The 18,759-nt window shown below is 40.4% G+C and carries 14 protein-coding genes, 7 tRNA genes and 1 pseudogene; 17 read left to right on the forward strand and 5 right to left on the reverse strand.

Features of this window, described 5'->3' with window-relative positions; genetic code table 11:
• Window positions 1-33: 33 nt before the first annotated feature.
• Window positions 34-480, forward strand: a complete 447-nt coding sequence (gene fur / locus AACV00_RS12380; RefSeq protein WP_004244382.1) for a ferric iron uptake transcriptional regulator — start codon at window positions 34-36, stop codon at window positions 478-480.
• An 83-nt stretch (window positions 481-563) separates the two neighbouring features.
• Here the strand turns inward: fur and AACV00_RS12385 are convergent.
• The 4 genes and pseudogenes from AACV00_RS12385 to nagE all read right to left on the reverse strand — a co-directional run bounded on the left by AACV00_RS12385 (window position 564) and on the right by nagE (window position 6,877).
• A pseudogene (locus AACV00_RS12385) lies at window positions 564-906 on the reverse strand (type II toxin-antitoxin system HicB family antitoxin).
• A gap of 71 nt (window positions 907-977) precedes the next feature.
• Window positions 978-2,372: a chitoporin ChiP gene (gene chiP / locus AACV00_RS12390; protein ID WP_004247531.1), complete on the reverse strand. Its 1,395-nt coding sequence runs from the start codon at window positions 2,370-2,372 to the stop codon at window positions 978-980.
• 637 nt (window positions 2,373-3,009) lie between these two features.
• Window positions 3,010-4,677 carry a glutamine--tRNA ligase gene (glnS, locus tag AACV00_RS12395; RefSeq protein ID WP_161680314.1) on the reverse strand — a complete coding sequence of 556 codons (1,668 nt, stop codon included), beginning with the start codon at window positions 4,675-4,677 and terminating at the stop codon, window positions 3,010-3,012.
• Window positions 4,678-4,873: 196 nt separating this feature from the next.
• Window positions 4,874-6,877, reverse strand: a complete 2,004-nt coding sequence (gene nagE / locus AACV00_RS12400; RefSeq protein WP_004252221.1) for an N-acetylglucosamine-specific PTS transporter subunit IIBC — start codon at window positions 6,875-6,877, stop codon at window positions 4,874-4,876.
• Between the two features lie 387 nt (window positions 6,878-7,264).
• On the opposite strand from nagE, the gene nagB reads away from it, so the two are divergent.
• The 13 genes from nagB to fghA all read left to right on the forward strand — a co-directional run bounded on the left by nagB (window position 7,265) and on the right by fghA (window position 14,290).
• On the forward strand, window positions 7,265-8,071 hold the full coding sequence (nagB, locus tag AACV00_RS12405) for a glucosamine-6-phosphate deaminase (protein WP_004247451.1): 807 nt from the start codon (window positions 7,265-7,267) through the stop codon (window positions 8,069-8,071).
• Window positions 8,072-8,193: 122 nt separating this feature from the next.
• On the forward strand, window positions 8,194-9,357 hold the full coding sequence (nagA, locus tag AACV00_RS12410; RefSeq protein WP_004246019.1) for an N-acetylglucosamine-6-phosphate deacetylase: 1,164 nt from the start codon (window positions 8,194-8,196) through the stop codon (window positions 9,355-9,357).
• 9 nt (window positions 9,358-9,366) lie between these two features.
• Entirely contained in the window at window positions 9,367-10,599 is a 1,233-nt protein-coding gene (gene nagC / locus AACV00_RS12415) for a DNA-binding transcriptional regulator NagC (RefSeq protein ID WP_004246020.1), read from the forward strand.
• Between the two features lie 413 nt (window positions 10,600-11,012).
• Window positions 11,013-11,089: transfer RNA gene (locus tag AACV00_RS12420), tRNA-Met, on the forward strand.
• Window positions 11,090-11,097: 8 nt separating this feature from the next.
• Window positions 11,098-11,182 (forward strand) — tRNA-Leu (locus AACV00_RS12425).
• A gap of 25 nt (window positions 11,183-11,207) precedes the next feature.
• Window positions 11,208-11,282, forward strand: a tRNA-Gln gene (locus AACV00_RS12430).
• Between the two features lie 44 nt (window positions 11,283-11,326).
• Window positions 11,327-11,401, forward strand: a tRNA-Gln gene (locus AACV00_RS12435).
• 44 nt (window positions 11,402-11,445) lie between these two features.
• Window positions 11,446-11,522, forward strand: a tRNA-Met gene (locus AACV00_RS12440).
• Window positions 11,523-11,525: 3 nt separating this feature from the next.
• Window positions 11,526-11,600, forward strand: a tRNA-Gln gene (locus tag AACV00_RS12445).
• A 51-nt stretch (window positions 11,601-11,651) separates the two neighbouring features.
• Window positions 11,652-11,736: transfer RNA gene (locus AACV00_RS12450), tRNA-Leu, on the forward strand.
• 262 nt (window positions 11,737-11,998) lie between these two features.
• Entirely contained in the window at window positions 11,999-12,274 is a 276-nt protein-coding gene (gene frmR / locus AACV00_RS12455; RefSeq protein WP_004246023.1) for a formaldehyde-responsive transcriptional repressor FrmR, read from the forward strand.
• A gap of 19 nt (window positions 12,275-12,293) precedes the next feature.
• Complete coding sequence (locus tag AACV00_RS12460) at window positions 12,294-13,406, forward strand: S-(hydroxymethyl)glutathione dehydrogenase/class III alcohol dehydrogenase (protein WP_012367592.1); 1,113 nt, start codon at window positions 12,294-12,296, stop codon at window positions 13,404-13,406.
• Window positions 13,407-13,459: 53 nt separating this feature from the next.
• Complete coding sequence (gene fghA / locus AACV00_RS12465) at window positions 13,460-14,290, forward strand: S-formylglutathione hydrolase (RefSeq protein WP_104731541.1); 831 nt, start codon at window positions 13,460-13,462, stop codon at window positions 14,288-14,290.
• Window positions 14,291-14,338: 48 nt separating this feature from the next.
• On the opposite strand, the gene ubiF is transcribed toward fghA, so the two are convergent.
• Entirely contained in the window at window positions 14,339-15,526 is a 1,188-nt protein-coding gene (gene ubiF / locus AACV00_RS12470) for a 3-demethoxyubiquinol 3-hydroxylase (protein WP_004247447.1), read from the reverse strand.
• Window positions 15,527-15,738: 212 nt separating this feature from the next.
• Here ubiF and miaB point away from each other — a divergent pair, with 212 nt between their 5' ends.
• Genes miaB through ybeY form a run of 3 tightly spaced genes read left to right on the forward strand, consistent with a single transcriptional unit; the run spans window position 15,739 to window position 18,719 of the window.
• Window positions 15,739-17,169: a tRNA (N6-isopentenyl adenosine(37)-C2)-methylthiotransferase MiaB gene (gene miaB / locus AACV00_RS12475; protein ID WP_004246028.1), complete on the forward strand. Its 1,431-nt coding sequence runs from the start codon at window positions 15,739-15,741 to the stop codon at window positions 17,167-17,169.
• 28 nt (window positions 17,170-17,197) lie between these two features.
• Entirely contained in the window at window positions 17,198-18,259 is a 1,062-nt protein-coding gene (locus tag AACV00_RS12480) for a PhoH family protein (RefSeq protein ID WP_004246031.1), read from the forward strand.
• Complete coding sequence (gene ybeY, locus AACV00_RS12485; protein WP_004246032.1) at window positions 18,252-18,719, forward strand: rRNA maturation RNase YbeY; 468 nt, start codon at window positions 18,252-18,254, stop codon at window positions 18,717-18,719. The genes AACV00_RS12480 and ybeY overlap by 8 nt, the downstream gene beginning before the upstream one ends.
• The last annotated feature ends 40 nt before the right edge of the window (window positions 18,720-18,759 follow it).

Genomic DNA, 18,759 nt, shown 5'->3' on the forward strand with positions numbered 1-18,759 from the left:
TAAATTCACCATTAGCAACAGGATTAAATCCGCATGACCGACAATAATAAAGCGTTAAAAAATGCTGGGTTAAAAGTTACACTTCCTCGCTTAAAGATCTTGGAAGTGCTCCAGGATCCTGAGTGCCATCATGTCAGTGCTGAAGATCTCTATAAAAAACTGATCGATATCGGCGAAGAGATTGGTCTGGCAACAGTCTATCGCGTCTTAAACCAATTTGATGATGCTGGTATTGTTACCCGACATAATTTTGAAGGTGGTAAATCAGTATTTGAATTAACTCAACAACATCACCATGATCACTTAATTTGCCTGGATTGTGGTAAAGTTATCGAGTTTACTGACGATGCTATCGAAGTTCGTCAAAGAAATATCGCTGAACGCCATGGCATCAAACTTTCCAATCATAGCCTGTATTTATATGGTCACTGCGCCGCAGGTAATTGTAAAGAAGATAGCCACGCACATGATGAGAAGTAATCATTCTGGATAATATCTCAGTAAAAAAAGGAACTGCCTGCAGTTCCTTTTTTATTGGTAAAGATTTACTACATTTTGAAATGTTAACGTACAACTAATTCACGCTCTAATAGTTGCACAATAAATTGATTTTTTGAAATATCATGGGCATTCAATCTCGCCTCTAACCAAGCAGGATAGCGTAGTGTAAATACTTTCAGCTTATCTTCTACTTTTAAAAGGTGCGATCTCCTCTTCAGTACAAGTCTCAATAAATTCAGCTAAGGAAATTGCGCCTTCTTTTTGCAACCCTTCAATACTATCAGCAACAAAGTCACAATACCCATTGACATCTAAAAATTGTCCTCGGAATGCACTTATTTCTGATCCATAAACAACAGATGCAGGGTGACCATTTATTATCATGATATTTGTGCTTTTAATCATGTTTTACTCCTATCACACTCTCAAACTATTAAGGATAAAGCGTAATAAATACACTTTATCCTTATTGTTATTTAGAAAATCGTAAATGGCATGATCACATTGAATTTAACGTCTTTTTCATCTTGGAAGATATTACCAAAACCACCTTCATAGCTTGGTATATCGGAATGGTTATCATAACGAGTGTAGTGGAGTTTAAATAACGTACCTTTCGCTCTCCCCTCTTGAACGGTATACATGATGTCGGCATTCCATGCGCTTTCTCTAATACGTTTACTTTGGTCATAAATAGGGTTACTACTCGGTTTTGCATCCCAAGCATACACATAGGAAGTACCAATCGCCCAGCCCGGTAGATCCCAATTTTTTAGATCATACATCACTCCCGCGTATAATGCTTTTTCACCATTGGCGTTAAAATCAGAACGACCATCCCACCAGATATCTAAACGACCATTCGAGGTTGCCCATCCCGGCGTCATACGTTGTAAAAAGTAACCTTGGTTACCTTCTGCTTTAACCCAAGTACCTTCAACTTTAAAATCAAATACATTGTAGGTATAACCTAAAGTGAATGCTTGTAACCATGCCAAACCATCATAAACATCGTTAATTCCCCCTCCGGTGACTTTATCTTTTGCACCGTAGAATTGATAAGAGGTTTTTAATGTATTATTTGCGATAGGGAAATCGTAAGAAACTTTGCCAAAATATTGATCAATATAACCATCAGCTTGGCCAAATGCGGCTTCTAATACTAAGCTATTTTTAAAATCATATTTGGCACCAAAAGAGTGTAAATAACTGATATTTGTCTCTAAGTCTGCCTTACGGAAATTGTACATATTCCGATACCACGGCGCTTTATATTCATCAGTCCACATATATGAGAAAGAGAGTTCACCATTTTTATCGAAATCAAATACAGCGCCCGCTTCTGCACCGCGATAAGTACCGGGTAAGAAACTCCAATGAGGACGTAATAATGTTTGCCCTTTAGGTTGAATATATCCACCTTGAGCCCAGAAATGGCCTAATTTAAATTTAGCAGCAGCTTTATAAATACTCACGCCACTGCGATCACCTGTCCATTTTTCATCCCAGCGACTTTTTGCATCACTAAATCCTATTTCATTAGGTGCAGCTGGCCCACTGTTGTTAAGTTCAACAGCACCAAAAGCAGCTAAATCAATACCAAAAAAATCACCCAGATAACCAGAAGAAAAATCAAGATTAGCGTTAAAGGTAGAGTGGTGTAAATTTGCTTTATATTTGCCGTAATCAGGACTGTTTGGTGTTAACTCTTTTCTATCACGGTCACGTTGCCAGTAATAGATCCCCCCTGTCAGGGTTGAGTCATCAATAAATCCTTCAGCATAAGACATTTTCGCAGGTAGTGCAGTTACAAGCAATGCGCCCATAACGGCAAGTGCCACCCTGCCTGGTTTAGCATGTTGCATAACCATAGCATTGTTTCCTCTTTGACTTTGACTAAAAAAGAAATAAGCACCAACGCCTATTTCCAAATATAAAACCCCAAATGGGGAAAAAACCTAAAATTAGGTTAACAACAGCTTATTTTTCGCGACGCGAATTATCAACCTAAAAAAAAGAATTTTTATCAAAATATGACCAAGGGCACATTACTTAATTACAGTTTCATATTTTTTCTTTAGTCAATGAGGGACAAGTAGAACGTAAATATTTTTTAATATATTGATATTAAAAAAGAAAATTATCACACCTAATATGATAATGTTTCGTTTTTATAGAAAAGAATTATTAGTCGTATTAATTAATAAACTTTTTTAGAAAAGAAAAATATGTGTCATGGTTCACATTTTTATTATTATAGACAAATTCAATATAATCATATGAAATAAAAGAAGAAGATGATGACAAAAGTTAATAATTTAACACAACGTAAATAAGAATTGATACAAATAATAGCTATAGAAACTCACATTACAAAATAAAAAATAATAATTATTGGTCGATAAAAACAAACTTATTTGATAAATAAAAAATGCTCGATAAATTATTATCGAGCATTTTATTAAGATGTGAGTTTAGTGATATTACACGCCACTAAAACAGAGCGTATTAACCTTGTTTCGAAATCTTCGCCCAAGTATCACGTAAACCAACAGTACGGTTAAAGACCAGTTTATCCGCTGTCGAAAGCTTATCAGCACAGAAGTAACCTTCACGCTCAAATTGATACGCTTTTTCAATAGCCGCATCTTTTAAGTTTGCTTCCACAAAACCTTGACGGATCACTAATGATTCAGGGTTAATGGTTGATAAGAAATCCTCTTCAGCACCAGGATTCGGTACGCTAAATAAACGATCATAAAGACGAATTTCTGCTGGAATAGCATGTGGAATGCTTACCCAGTGGATCACCCCTTTTACTTTACGACCATCAGCCGGATCTTTATTTAACGTCTGTGGATCGTAAGTACAATAAATGGTGGTTATTTCACCTTGTTCATCTTTTTCAACTCGTTCTGCTTTAATGACATAAGCATTACGCAGACGGACTTCTTTACCTAATACCAGACGTTTATATTGACGATTGGCTTCTTCTTTAAAGTCTGCACGATCAATATAAATTTCACGGCTAAATGGTACTTCACGAGTTCCCATTTCTGGTTTATTTGGGTGATTTGGCGCAGTTAAAATCTCTTCACCTTCTGGCATATTTTCAATCACTAAACGTACCGGATCGATAACAGCCATTGCACGAGGTGCGTTTTCGTTTAAATCATCACGAATACAAGCTTCTAATGATGCCATTTCCACGTTGTTATCTTGTTTGGTCACACCAATACGTTGACAGAATTCGCGGATTGACTCAGCCGTATAACCACGACGACGTAAGCCAGAAATTGTCGGCATACGCGGATCATCCCAACCATCAACAATATTTTCTGTCACAAGCTGATTTAGCTTGCGCTTAGACATGACGGTATATTCAAGATTAAGACGTGAGAACTCATATTGACGAGGGTGGCAAGGAATAGTGATATTATCCAACACCCAATCATATAAACGACGGTTATCTTGGAATTCCAAAGTACATAAAGAATGTGTGATATTTTCCAATGCATCAGAAATACAATGGGTAAAATCATACATTGGATAAATGCACCATTTGTTACCGGTTTGATGGTGTTCAGCGAATTTGATCCGGTAAAGAACAGGATCACGCATGACAATAAATGGTGATGCCATGTCAATTTTCGCACGTAGGCACGCTTTCCCCTCTTCAAAGCCACCCGCACGCATTTTTTCAAATAGCGCTAAGTTTTCTTCTACACTACGAGAGCGATAAGGGCTATTTTTTCCTGGCTCTTTGAGTGTGCCACGATATTCACGAATTTCTTCAGCACTCAACTCATCAACATAAGCCAAGCCTTTGTTAATCAGCTCAATCGCATATTGATACAGTTGATCAAAATAGTCAGAGGAGTAATGAACGTTACCATCCCATTGGAAACCTAACCACTGAACGTCTTTTTGAATCGAGTTGATATATTCAACATCTTCTTTTACTGGATTCGTATCATCAAAACGTAAATTACATTTACCTTGATAATCTTGTGCAATACCAAAATTTAAGCAAATTGATTTTGCATGGCCAATATGAAGATAGCCATTAGGTTCAGGAGGGAAACGGGTATGGACACTATTATGTTTCCCGGTAGCCAGATCTTCGTCAATAATTTGACGAATAAAGTTCGTTGGGCGGGCATCTGCCTCATTCATGGTCATTTTTTCCTCAAAGCAAAACGCATATTGACCTACTATAATCCAATAAGCAGGTTTCATAAATACCCTAGCGAAAGAGAGCGCAGAGATATTTATCAAGATAGGGATAAAAAAACGGGAAGTAGACAACACTCCCCGTTTTATCGTCTTATTTAACCATCTCTTTATAGAGGATTAAATATCTATATGATATTTATTTTAATACTTTATAGATTATGGTGTTATTTGCCGTCACTTGGCCGGATGCAATATCACTCACTTTATCAAAGTCATCGATATTACTGATGATAACCGGACTTATCATTGATTTAGCATTAGTGTTTAAATACTCAAGATCTAGCTCTAAGATAGGCTGGCCGAGTTTAACCTCTGTACCTTCTTCAACCAGACGTTTAAAGCCTTTTCCTCCTAATGCGACCGTATCAATCCCCATATGGACGATAATCTCAACACCGTTATCCGTTTCAATGCAAAATGCGTGGTTAGTATCAAAGATTTTTACTACCGTACCGGCAGCAGGTGCCATCACAATATTTGATGTGGGTTTAATAGCAAGACCATCTCCCACGACACCGCTTGAGAAAGCTTCATCAGGCACATCTTTTAATGCAACCACTTCACCATCAAATGGCGCGACCATTTCAAGAATGACTTTGGCATCATTATTAGTCTGTTTTTCTGATGTTTTTTCTGTCGATACCGCGTTATCTGTATGTCTACCAGCATAAGCGGCAACTGGGCCTTGTGCTAATACATCACGCATGGCACTTGCAACAATTTCAGCCCGTGTGCCCACAATCACTTGAACACTCTGTTTATTTAAGCGAATAACCCCTGAAGCACCTAGGTGTTTTGCGTAAGCATCGTTGACTACACTGGCATCTTTTACATTTAAACGTAAACGAGTAATACAAGCATCAATACCAGTTAAGTTATCTGAGCCACCAACTGCAGCGATATATTGACGTGCTTCTTGTTGCACTGCTTCTTTGCTATTAGTGGGGACGGCTTTGATATCTTCATCATAGCCGTCTGCGGTTTCATCCCCCGCCACTTCATCTTCACGACCCGGTGTTTTCAGGTTAAATTTAGTAATAGTGAAACGGAAAATACCATAGTAAATGAAGAAGAATGCGATACCTTGCACAATCAACATATACCATTTAACCGCCAGAGGGTTGCGTGAAGATAAGAACATATCCACAAGGCCCGCACTAAAGCCAAAGCCTGAAATCCACTCCATACTTGCGGCAATATAAACAGAAATCGCCATTAAGAATGCGTGAATAACATAAAGCACTGGAGCAACAAACATAAAGGAGAATTCAAGCGGTTCAGTGATCCCCGTAAAGAATGCCGCAAATGCCCCAGCCATCATGATACCGGCAACTTTTGCTTTATGCTCTTTGCGCGCACAATGATAAATAGCCAGTGCTGCCCCTGGTAAACCAAACATCATAACTGGGAAGAAACCTGCTTGATAACGTCCTGTCACACCGACCGTTGCCAAGCCCGCATCAATCGCTTGCTGACCAGCAAGGAAGTTAGGAATATCATTAATACCCGCCACATCAAACCAGAACACAGAGTTCAGCGCATGGTGTAAACCAACAGGAATTAATAGGCGGTTAAAGAAAGCATAAATACCGGCGCCCAAAGCCCCCATATCTTTAATGCTTTCACCAAAGCTCACTAAGCCACCGTAAATTACCGGCCAGATATACATTAGAATAAAGGCGACGATAATCATCAAGAATGACGTGAGGATCGGCACTAAGCGACGACCACTAAAAAATGATAATGCACGAGGTAATTCGACACTGCTAAAGCGGTTATACAGCTCAGCTGAAAGTACCCCAACCAGAATACCGACAAACTGGTTGTTTATTTTACCAAAAGCCACAGGCACTTCTGCAAGTGGTAGACCTTTGATCATCGATACCGCAGCAGGTGAACAAAGTGTAGTCACCACTAAAAAGCCGACAAAGCCAGTTAAGGCCGCCGCCCCGTCTTTGTCTTTTGACATACCATAAGCAACACCTATCGCAAACAATACTGACATATTATCGATAATGGCAGCACCTGATTTGATCAGTAAAGCAGCTAGCGCATTATCGTTTCCCCAGCCTACCGGATCAATCCAGTAGCCTATTCCCATCAGAATTGCTGCAGCAGGCAATGTCGCAACGGGCACCATCAATGCCCGTCCTATCTTTTGCAGATAACTTAAAATATTCACACACTCCCCCTTGGATAACCCCTATTTGGGATCTTATTTATACTCATTTATATTTATTGATGAGTTAATTATTTAATTCCATTTTTAGTCTAAAAAAATTATTTTGTATCGCAAATTAATTAGTGCTAATTTGTGATTAAAGTCACCTATATAGGATATTTTTTAGCTTAAATGCTGGCTAAGTCAGAAAGCTTATTTTATGATTAAAAATATCTTTTGAAGGATTGATGTCTTCATTGACTAAAAATGAAAAGCAATTCGTGTTATAGATGAGTCACTGATAATCACGCATTGAAATAGTATGTAACTTGATTGTCAGATTTGTCTTTTTTCTATGAGGTTATTATGAGGTTAATCCCCCTATCCACGGCACAGCAAGTGGGAAAATGGTCGGCTAATTATATCGTTGAGAAAATTAACGCATTTGCGCCAAGCGCCGATCGTCCTTTTGTTCTTGGTTTACCTACTGGTGGTACGCCATTAGCAACGTACAAAGCGCTAATTGAACTACATCGTGCAGGTAAAGTAAGTTTCCAGCATGTTGTCACCTTCAATATGGACGAATATGTTGGCATTCCAGCAGATCACCCACAAAGTTATCGTACTTTTATGTATGAGAACTTTTTTAATCATATTGATATTAAAGATGAAAATATCAATTTATTAAACGGTAATGCAACAGATCCACAAGCAGAATGTGCACGTTATGAGGCGAAAATAAAGTCTTATGGCAAAATCAATCTGTTTATGGGAGGTGTTGGTAATGATGGTCATATCGCTTTTAATGAACCCGCCTCATCACTCGCTTCTCGTACACGGATGAAAACACTGACTGAAGATACTCGTCTCGCTAATTCACGATTCTTCGACAACGATATCAATAAAGTGCCTAAATATGCGCTAACTGTCGGTGTAGGGACATTATTAGATGCAGAAGAGTTAATGATTTTAGCGACTGGCATCAATAAGGCTCAAGCAGTACAGGTGGCAACAGAAGGTGCTGTTAATCATCTATGGACTATCTCTTGCGTGCAATTACACCCTAAAGCAATTTTAGTCTGTGATGATCCGGCGACAATGGAACTGCGTGTGAAAACACTGCGTTATTTTCAACAAATTGAAGCGCAAGAGCGCCAGCAATACCAAGATTAAGTTTAGTAAATTAAGTACCTACGATAAGTAGTGGAAAACTAAGCTCTCTTACTTATCAGCCAGAATTTGCTGGCTGATATCGGTTTTTTAGATTGACTTCCCTTATATTAGGAGACAAAGGTATGTTTGCCTTAACAAATGCTGTTATTTATACAGGTTATGACCGTTTAGAAGATCACGCCATTATTATTAACGGGTCACGTATTGAGCAGGTTTGCCCACAGGATCAACTACCAAAAGATATAGCCACTCGTGATATGCAAGGTGCGATTGTCTCCCCCGGTTTTATTGATTTACAAGTCAATGGCTGTGGCGGTGTACAATTTAATGACACCGCGGAAAATGTCACAGTAAAAACGCTAGAGATTATGCAAAAAGCCAATGAACGCTTAGGCTGTACTAGCTATTTACCAACATTAATTACCTGTTCTGATGAATTGATGAAAATAGGCATTGAAGCAACTCGTGCTTATATGCAAAAACACCAAAATAAAGTGTTGGGATTACATTTAGAAGGCCCTTATATCAATATCATTAAAAAAGGGACACATGATCCTCAATTTATTCGTCAACCAAGTGCACAGATGATTGACTATTTGTGTGATAACGCTGATGTCATCGCTAAAATTACACTCGCACCAGAAATGGTCGATGAAAAATATGTTCGTCAATTAATCACAGCAGGTATTGTTGTTTCTGCAGGCCACTCAAATGCCACCTATGAAGAAGCGCGTAAAGGCTTTCGTAACGGTATTTCATTGTCGACTCACCTTTATAATGCAATGCCTTATATTTCAGGTCGTGGCCCGGGTCTTGTAGGGGCAATTTATGATACCCCTGAGGTTTACGCAGGGATCATTGCCGATGGTTTACATGTTTCATGGGCAAATATCCGTAACAGTAAGCGCTTAAAAGGTGAAAAACTGTTATTAGTGACAGATGCGACAGCTCCTGCGGGGCTTGATCCAAATAAAAATGAGATGGATAGCTTCGTTTTTGCTGGAAAAACGATATATTATCGCAATGGGCTGTGTGTGGATGCGGACGGTACATTAAGTGGTTCATCACTCACGATGATTGACGCTATTAAAAATAGTGTACTTCATGTTGGTATTCCATTAGATGAAACATTGCGTATGGCAACACTTTACCCTGCCCGTGCGATTGGTGCAGATAACGAACTCGGTACAATTGAAGCAGGTAAAATAGCAAATATTGCTTCTTTTGATAAGGACTTCAACCTTTGCACAACATTTGTCAATGGTATTGAAATAACAGATAACTAATGGATGTAAATGCTGATGAGTCACAACAACACTGAAACGCAAATTGGCAATATCGATCTTGTTAAGCAACTTAACAGTGCGATTGTATATCGGCTCATTGATCAACACGGGCCGATTTCTCGTATTCAAATCGCCGAGCAGAGCCAACTCGCCCCTGCCAGTGTCACTAAAATTACTCGTCAGCTTCTTGAACGTGGCTTGATTAAAGAAGTTGATCAACAGGCTTCAACCGGAGGTCGTCGCGCAATATCCATTGTTGTGGAACATCGCCGTTTTAATACCGTCAGCGTCCGATTAGGACGCAATGATGCCACTGTTGCTCTTTATGATCTCAGTGGTAAAGCCTTAGTAGAGCAACACTACCCTTTAGAACAAAGCACCCAACAAGAAGTTGAAACCTTGCTTATTAATGCTATTGATGATTTTATTAAACAAAATCAACGTCGTATTAATGAGCTTATTTCAATTTCAATTATCTTGCCCGGGTTAGTTGATCCTAATAAAGGCATTGTCCACTATATGCCTCATATGAAGGTAAATAACTGGGCACTCGTTGATAACTTAGAAAAACACTTTGATCTGCCTTGCTATGCGGGCCATGATATTCGGAGTCTCGCCTTAGCAGAAAACTATTTTGGTGCCACCAGAGATTGTGAAGATTCTATCTTGGTTCGTATTCATCGTGGCGCAGGGGCTGGTGTTATTATCAACAACAAAATTTTGCTCAACCAGCGTGGTAATCTTGGTGAAATTGGTCATATCCAAATAGATCCATTAGGAGAGCGTTGCCACTGTGGTAACTTTGGTTGTTTAGAGACTATTGCGTCCAATAGCGCAATAGAAGCTAAAGTCCGCTACCAACTTGAACAAGGCTATCCCAGCCAGCATTTATCTGCAACACAATGCCAAATTCAAGATATATGCGATGCAGCGGTAAAAAACGATCCCCTCGCTGTTGAAACCATTAAACAAGTGGGTCTTCATCTAGGTAAAGCTATCGCCATTGCAATTAACCTATTTAACCCACAAAAAGTAGTTCTGGCAGGAGAAGTGACCGAAGCGGCTGAAATATTACTACCGTCGATCCAAAGTTGCATTAATACCCAAGTATTAAAAGAGTTTAGAGAAGCGCTTCCTGTTGTTATCTCCGAACTTGATCATCGCTCAGCCATTGGGGCATTTGCACTTACCAAGCGAGCAATGCTTAATGGAGAGTTACTACAATATTTATTCGACAAATAATCTTTTTGTTACAATAAAACGGATTTTTAAATGAAGGCTGTTATTTATCTCAATTAAGATTAATTTTAGGATAAATTTCAACCAGTCATCTTTGTTTAAAAAACAACGTGCAGCTAAAATAACTGTGCGTTGTTTTATTATGTCACCACCACACCGCAATATCCCCTTCCCTGTGCTATCAAATTATCACCTATTAGGCTGTTTTTTCTTTTTATTCAGACAATCTGTTGTTATTTACTTAGTAAGATTTTTCATCAACAAGGTTGTTTTTTGGATCTTTTTTCGACAAAATGATTAACCAGCGAGCAAACGAACACTTTTCTCGAAAATTAATGCAAAAAGCAGTTGACGGATTTGTCTGTAATACGCATAATGCGCCCCGCAACGCCGACGAAGGTTATGCAAAAAAAGATGGCTATGTAGCTCAGCTGGTTAGAGCACAACACTCATAATGTTGGGGTCACAGGTTCGAATCCCGTCATAGCCACCATATTTTTTGCGGGAGTGGCGAAATTGGTAGACGCACCAGATTTAGGTTCTGGCGCCGCAAGGTGTGCGAGTTCAAGTCTCGCCTCCCGCACCATTTTAACCGTCGTCAATTTATCAGGTGGGGTATCGCCAAGCGGTAAGGCACCAGGTTTTGATCCTGGCATACCCTGGTTCGAATCCAGGTACCCCAGCCATTTTCCTGATAGATAATATGCGTGTTGACAATTGAATTAGCGGATGGGGTATCGCCAAGCGGTAAGGCACCAGGTTTTGATCCTGGCATTCCCAGGTTCGAATCCTGGTACCCCAGCCATATTTCTGCTAAATTCAATAAATAGTGAGAAATTATCTCCTATTGGCTATGTAGCTCAGCTGGTTAGAGCACAACACTCATAATGTTGGGGTCACAGGTTCGAATCCCGTCATAGCCACCATTTTGGGGTATCGCCAAGCGGTAAGGCACCAGGTTTTGATCCTGGCATGCCCTGGTTCGAATCCAGGTACCCCAGCCATATTCTGAAAGAGAGACTCGTTAAACGAGTCTTTTTTTCTCAAAGGTTGTTGCGGGAGTGGCGAAATTGGTAGACGCACCAGATTTAGGTTCTGGCGCCGCAAGGTGTGCGAGTTCAAGTCTCGCCTCCCGCACCATTGATTAATAGTGTCAAACACTAAATAAAATCAACAAACAAGACTCGCTATGGCGGGTCTTTTTTGTTTTTAGCCTTAAATATCCCCTCTCTCTCACCCTTTATCAACACGCTGACGCCTTGTCTATTTCCTCATTACTCTCATACTTATCATTGTTTGCTCGATAATCTACATAAACTCATCGTAACGCTATTTTTTGATCAAGCTGTACATATATTCATACCAATACTATACTCCCCCATAGTATAATTAAGGATTATATATGCCACACTCACCAGCAGAAAAAAAAGCCGCGTTAACCCGTGTAAGAAAAATCAAAGGGCAAATTTTGGCATTAGAAACCGCCCTTGAAAACGAAAATGAATGCGGTCAAGTTTTACAGCAAATTGCTGCCATTCGGGGTGCTATCAATGGCCTGATGGCGGGCGTACTCGAAAGTCATTTACGTGAAGGTCTAATGGATGCCGTCGCTTCTCCTGAAGATCAAAAAAACTCCGTTGATGATGCAATCTCACTAATACGCACTTACCTGCGCTAATAACAACAAGGATATCATTATGAAATCTCGTGCTGCGGTCGCCTTTGGACCAGGAGAGCCTTTAAAAATTGTTGAAGTTGATGTGATGCCACCTCAAGCAGGTGAGGTATTGATTAAAATTAGTCACACTGGCGTATGCCATACTGATGCCTTTACCCTTTCAGGTGATGATCCTGAGGGTGTTTTCCCGGCCATTTTAGGTCATGAAGGCGCGGGGGTGGTGGTTGAAGTAGGTGAAGGCGTCACCAGTGTCAAACCGGGTGATCACGTGATCCCTCTCTATACAGCAGAATGTGGCGAATGCCTATTTTGTAAATCAGGCAAAACGAATCTCTGTGTAGCAGTAAGAGCAACCCAAGGTAAAGGCTTAATGCCTGATGGCACAACGCGCTTTTCCTATAATGGACAACCTATTTATCACTATATGGGTTGCTCTACCTTTAGTGAGTATACGGTAGTAGCTGAAGTATCACTCGCTAAAATCAATCCACAAGCCAACCATGAAGAAGTCTGCTTACTCGGTTGTGGCGTGACAACAGGTATTGGTGCTGTACATAATACGGCAAAAGTACAACAAGGTGACTCGGTGGCTGTATTTGGTTTAGGTGGCATTGGTCTTGCTGTACTGCAAGGCGCTAGACAAGCCAAAGCAGGCCGTATTTTTGCGATTGATACTAATCCTGAAAAATTTGCATTAGCACGCCAATTTGGTGCCACAGACTGTTTAAATCCCAATGATTATGACAAACCTATTCAAGAAGTACTGGTTGAAATGACTCAGTGGGGCGTTGATCATACTTTTGAGTGTATTGGTAACGTCAATGTGATGAGAGCCGCTCTAGAGAGTGCTCACCGTGGTTGGGGGCAATCTATCATTATTGGTGTTGCGGGGGCAGGACAAGAGATCTCAACACGCCCTTTCCAACTCGTCACAGGTCGTTCATGGAAAGGGACTGCATTTGGCGGAGTAAAAGGTCGTAGCCAACTACCCAATATGGTTGAAGATGCAATGAATGGGAAAATCGAACTCAAACCTTTTGTGACCCACACTTTACCTCTTGAAAAAATAAATGAAGCCTTTGATTTAATGCATGAAGGTAAATCAATTAGAACTGTTATTCATTTCGATTAATCACTCTCAGGCCTATTATCAAATAGGTCTGACTTTGTTGTTAAGGAGTCAAAATGAACAACATTGAACGCCATGCCTGTTTTGGCGGTTGGCAAGAGGTTTATCAACACACCTCTACCACCCTCAATTGTGAGATGAAATTTGCTATCTATCTCCCGCCTATGGAAGATAGGCAAAAATATCCGGTTTTATATTGGTTATCAGGATTAACTTGTAATGAACAAAACTTCATTACTAAAGCTGGAGCACAGCAATATGCTGCGCAACACGGTGTTATTTTAGTGGTACCTGATACTAGCCCTCGTGGTGAAAATGTGGCTGATGATAGTGCTTATGATTTAGGACAAGGTGCTAGTTTTTATCTGAATGCCACACAAGCACCTTGGAATAGTCATTATAAAATGTATGACTACATTGTTAATGAACTCCCTAAATTGATTGAGACACATTTTCCTGCCAATGAGCGACGTGCTATTAGTGGACATTCAATGGGGGGACATGGTGCATTGATGATTGGTTTGCGTAATTTGTCTCGCTATTGCAGTATTTCAGCGTTTTCACCCATTGTTGCACCAACCCAAGTCCCTTGGGGACAAAAAGCCTTCAGCGCTTATTTAGGCGACGATATGGCACAATGGCAACAATATGACACGATTGAATTACTGAATAAAACACCACAGACAGTACCCATACGAGTGGATGTCGGTCTTGATGATCCTTTTTACCAACAGCAACTACAGCCAGAACGTTTAGCACAAGTGTGTGATAAAAAACAGTTTGCATGCTGTTTAAATTTACATCAAGGCTATGACCACAGTTACTATTTTGTCGCGAGTTTTATCGGTGAACATATAGCCTTTCATGCTAAGCACTTAAAGGCTTAAACCTAATGCGATGATCGATGAATACAATTCAGATCATCGCATTGCTCATCATTTAATCCCTAAAGCATAACGTAACGCGGCTTCTTTCGCTTTTCCTGCATGCTGCGCCGCTAATAACCCGATATTTCTGGCTAATTTTAAACCTGGTAATTGATGGCTAAAAGCGTGGTAAAAGAGATCCATTCCTGCTTGCATCAGCATATTATCAGGCATACGACGGCGCTGATATTTTTTTAACAATGCCATTGAATGCCAAGGTTCAAAATGCTGTTTCGCTTGCGCCACTAAATTAAGCAAGCAATCCACATCACGATAACCGAGGTTAACCCCCTGTCCTGCTAATGGATTAATAGTATGTGCCGCATCCCCCACTAAAATCACACCATTATCAACATAACGACTAGCATGCTGACGAGTTAATGGAAAAGAGCCTGCTGCAATAGGTGTCACTTTGCCTAAGCGTTCAGGGAAAGCATGTTCGATTTCTTTTTCTAACTGTGCCATTGGCATCGTTTGTAGTTTTCTAATTCTCTGCGGAGAATCATACCAAACTAAGCAAGCCCAATTATCAAACAAAGGCAAATAAGCCCGTGGCCCTGAAGGGTAAAAGCGTTGCCATGTACCCTTTTCTGGTGGCAATTGCGTTTTCACGGTGATTAACATACAGGATTGACGATACTGCCAACCATTACTGCCAATCCCTGCCATTTGACGTACTTGCGAATTAGCCCCATCGGCCCCTACAACTAACTGAGTGGTGATTTCCTGACCATCAGCAAGCGTGACTTGCCATTTATTATCTAAGTATTTCATGTTACTTAGACTATTTGGGCATAATAAAGTGATATTGCTATAACGTTCTGCTTCTTGCCACAATGCCAATTGCAAAATGCGATTTTCAACCATATAACCTAATTCAGGTAAACCAAGACTTTTGGCATCAAAAATAACATGGGCATTATCTTCTTCCCATGTTTCGAGGGTTAGGTATGGCGCACTGCGCATCGCTAAAACATGTTGCCATGCACCTAGCTGTTTTAATAAACTAACGGACGCGCAGCTGATCGCAGAAATACGAATATCAGGATGAGATGAGGCATCAAAAGGTGCTGGAGATTGCCGTTCTACCATTGCAACACGCAACCCTTCTTGCGCCAGCCCAATGGCAACGGCTGCGCCAATCATGCCACCACCGGCAATGACTGCATCAAAATCGTTTTTTACATTTCTCATCATTGTTATGCCATAACTCATTGCTTTAAAAATAATAGGTAAGCGCTATATCAGTTTATTAGAAATAAGCAAAACTGAACGCCAGAAAGAATTAGCGCCGACTGACTCTAGTCACTGACCACACAAATGACTACAATAACCGCCTTATTGGCTTATTACACGCAACGTTTTTCAGTGATTAGCTATTATCTCACTGTAAATACCGGATTTATACAATGTCGACGATAAAAAAACTGTACATTAAAACTTGGGGCTGCCAGATGAATGAGTACGATTCATCTAAAATGGCAGACCTACTCGAAAGCACCCACGGTTATCAGTTAACCGATGTCGCCGAAGATGCGGACATTCTACTGCTAAATACCTGTTCTATCCGTGAGAAAGCACAAGAAAAAGTCTTTCATCAGTTAGGACGTTGGAAAAATTTTAAAGATAATAAACCTGATATTATCATCGGCGTTGGTGGTTGTGTTGCCTCTCAAGAAGGTGAATACATTCGTCAACGTGCGCAGTGTGTCGATATTATCTTCGGACCACAAACCTTACACCGCTTACCAGAAATGATTAATCAGGTAAAAGGCACCAAAAGCCCAGTGGTCGATATCAGTTTCCCTGAAATTGAAAAATTTGACCGTCTACCTGAACCTCGTGCTGAAGGCCCTTCTGCATTTGTTTCTATCATGGAAGGCTGTAATAAATACTGCTCATTTTGTGTAGTGCCTTATACGCGTGGTGAAGAAGTCAGTCGCCCTTGTGATGATATTCTATTTGAAATCGCACAACTGGCCGCTCAAGGGGTACGTGAAGTTAATCTATTAGGTCAAAACGTCAATGCTTATCGTGGTGAAACCTTTGACGGGCAAATCTGTAGCTTTGCAGAATTACTGCGCCTAGTGGCAGCGATTGATGGTATTGATCGTATTCGTTTTACTACCAGCCACCCTATTGAGTTTACTGACGATATTATTGCGGTTTATGAAGATACCCCTGAATTGGTTAGCTTCTTACACTTACCAGTACAAAGCGGATCAGATCGTATTTTAACCTTAATGAAGCGTAATCATACAGCTCTTGAATATAAGAGCATTATTCGTAAATTACGCAAAGCACGCCCTGATATTCTGATAAGCTCAGACTTTATCATTGGTTTCCCAGGTGAAACGCAAGATGATTTCGAAAAAACCATGAAATTAATTGCGGATGTAAACTTTGATATGAGCTTTAGCTTTATCTATTCAGCCCGTCCAGGAACCCCTGCGGCTGATTTACCTGATGATGTGAGTGAAGAAGAGAAGAAACAGCGTTTATATCTGTTACAACAGCGCATTAATCAGCAAGCAATGAACTACAGCCGTGCCATGCTTAACAGCGTACAACGTATTCTTGTAGAAGGCCCTTCACGTAAAAATGTGATGGAACTTTCAGGTCGTACCGAAAATAACCGCGTGGTTAACTTCGAAGGTACACCGGATATGATTGGTAAATTCGTTGATGTCGAAATTGTTGACGTTTACGCTAACTCATTGCGTGGTAAAGTGGTCAGAACGGAAGATCAAATGGATTTACGTATCCATGAATCACCAGAATCCGTTATTGCCCGTACTCGTAAAGAAGATGAATTAGGTGTAGGTGTTTACCAACCTTAATTGATCAGACTTAACAAAAGGATACTCAGTGACAGTAATAGCCCATACACAGGTAGCGACCCAAGAGATTTTCTTAGAGCCCGCAGATAATGACCGTTTAATGAGTTTATGTGGCCCATTTGACGACAATATTAAGCAACTTGAACGCCGTTTAGGTATCGAGATCAATCACCGTGATAACCGTTTTAAACTAACGGGTAAATCACTGAATGTGAATGCAGCTGCAGGAATTTTGCGACATCTGTATGTGGAAACCTCACCCATTAAAGGTGTGATACCCGACATCGACCCTGAGCAAATTCACCTTGCCATCAAAGAGAGCCGAGTGCTTGAGCAAAGTGATGAGCATGTGCCTGAATTTGGGAAATCGACCAATATTCGCACTAAACGCGGCGTGATAAAACCACGTACGCCTAACCAAGCGCAATATATTGCCAATATCCAAACTCACGATATTACTTTTGGTATCGGGCCTGCAGGTACAGGGAAAACCTATCTGGCTGTTGCTGCCGCTGTCGATGCCCTTGAGCGTCAAGAAGTACGCCGTATTTTACTGACTCGCCCTGCGGTAGAGGCGGGTGAAAAGCTCGGTTTTTTACCCGGCGATTTAAGCCAAAAAGTCGATCCGTATTTACGACCACTTTATGATGCGTTATTCGAGATGTTGGGTTTTGAAAAAGTTGAGAAACTGATAGAGCGTAATGTGATTGAAGTGGCCCCTTTAGCTTATATGCGAGGTCGTACACTCAATGACGCATTTATTATTCTCGATGAAAGTCAAAACACCACAATCGAACAGATGAAGATGTTTTTAACGCGTATCGGTTTTAACTCTAAAGCGGTCATCACAGGTGATATCACGCAAATCGACCTTCCTCGAGGCCATAAATCCGGATTGCGTCATGCCATAGAAGTGCTATCTAATGTCGATGATTTAAGCTTTAACTTCTTCCATAGTGAAGACGTGGTTCGCCATCCTGTGGTTGCTAAGATTGTTGTCGCATATGAAGCTTGGGAAGTTGAAGATCAAAAACGCCGCCAAGCAATTAAAGCAGAAAAAGAGAGACTGCAGAGAGAAAATCATGAGTGAAGTGATTCTTGATTTACAAGTTGCCACTGAAAATACACAAGGGCTTCCGAGTGAAGCCCAATTTATCACTTGGCTGGAAGCCGTACTACCGCAATTTCAGCCTATTAGTGAAGTGACTATCCGTATCGTTGATGAAGCGGAAAGCCATGAGTTAAACCTAACTTATCGTGGAAAAGATAGGCCAACTAATGTACTTTCTTTTCCTTTTGAAGCACCGCCTGAAGTGGAATTACCTTTACTGGGTGATTTAATTATCTGTCGTCAGGTCGTTGAAAAAGAAGCCGATGAGCAAAATAAAACTGTTGAAGAGCACTGGGCACACATGGTTATCCATGGTTGTCTGCACCTTTTAGGCTATGATCATATTGAAGATGATGAAGCTGAAGAAATGGAAGGTTTAGAGACAGAAATCTTACAAAAATTAGGTTATGAAGATCCCTATTTGATTGAAAAAGAGTAACAGTTCTCTTTATTTTATGATAAATACTATATCTAATAAC

Source organism: Proteus sp. G3927 (genome assembly GCF_963894685.1).
In the GTDB taxonomy this organism is placed as follows: domain Bacteria; phylum Pseudomonadota; class Gammaproteobacteria; order Enterobacterales; family Enterobacteriaceae; genus Proteus; species Proteus mirabilis.

What these genes read in the sequence shown, in the direction of transcription:
- fur (WP_004244382.1), top strand. Translation starts at nt 34, where the DNA reads ATGACCGACAATAATAAAGCGTTAAAAAATGCTGGGTTAAAAGTTACA.
- chiP (WP_004247531.1), bottom strand. Translation starts at nt 2,372, where the DNA reads ATGGTTATGCAACATGCTAAACCAGGCAGGGTGGCACTTGCCGTTATG.
- glnS (WP_161680314.1), bottom strand. Translation starts at nt 4,677, where the DNA reads ATGAATGAGGCAGATGCCCGCCCAACGAACTTTATTCGTCAAATTATT.
- nagE (WP_004252221.1), bottom strand. Translation starts at nt 6,877, where the DNA reads ATGGTGCCCGTTGCGACATTGCCTGCTGCAGCAATTCTGATGGGAATA.
- nagB (WP_004247451.1), top strand. Translation starts at nt 7,265, where the DNA reads ATGAGGTTAATCCCCCTATCCACGGCACAGCAAGTGGGAAAATGGTCG.
- nagA (WP_004246019.1), top strand. Translation starts at nt 8,194, where the DNA reads ATGTTTGCCTTAACAAATGCTGTTATTTATACAGGTTATGACCGTTTA.
- nagC (WP_004246020.1), top strand. Translation starts at nt 9,367, where the DNA reads ATGCTGATGAGTCACAACAACACTGAAACGCAAATTGGCAATATCGAT.
- frmR (WP_004246023.1), top strand. Translation starts at nt 11,999, where the DNA reads ATGCCACACTCACCAGCAGAAAAAAAAGCCGCGTTAACCCGTGTAAGA.
- AACV00_RS12460 (WP_012367592.1), top strand. Translation starts at nt 12,294, where the DNA reads ATGAAATCTCGTGCTGCGGTCGCCTTTGGACCAGGAGAGCCTTTAAAA.
- fghA (WP_104731541.1), top strand. Translation starts at nt 13,460, where the DNA reads ATGAACAACATTGAACGCCATGCCTGTTTTGGCGGTTGGCAAGAGGTT.
- ubiF (WP_004247447.1), bottom strand. Translation starts at nt 15,526, where the DNA reads ATGATGAGAAATGTAAAAAACGATTTTGATGCAGTCATTGCCGGTGGT.
- miaB (WP_004246028.1), top strand. Translation starts at nt 15,739, where the DNA reads ATGTCGACGATAAAAAAACTGTACATTAAAACTTGGGGCTGCCAGATG.
- ybeY (WP_004246032.1), top strand. Translation starts at nt 18,252, where the DNA reads ATGAGTGAAGTGATTCTTGATTTACAAGTTGCCACTGAAAATACACAA.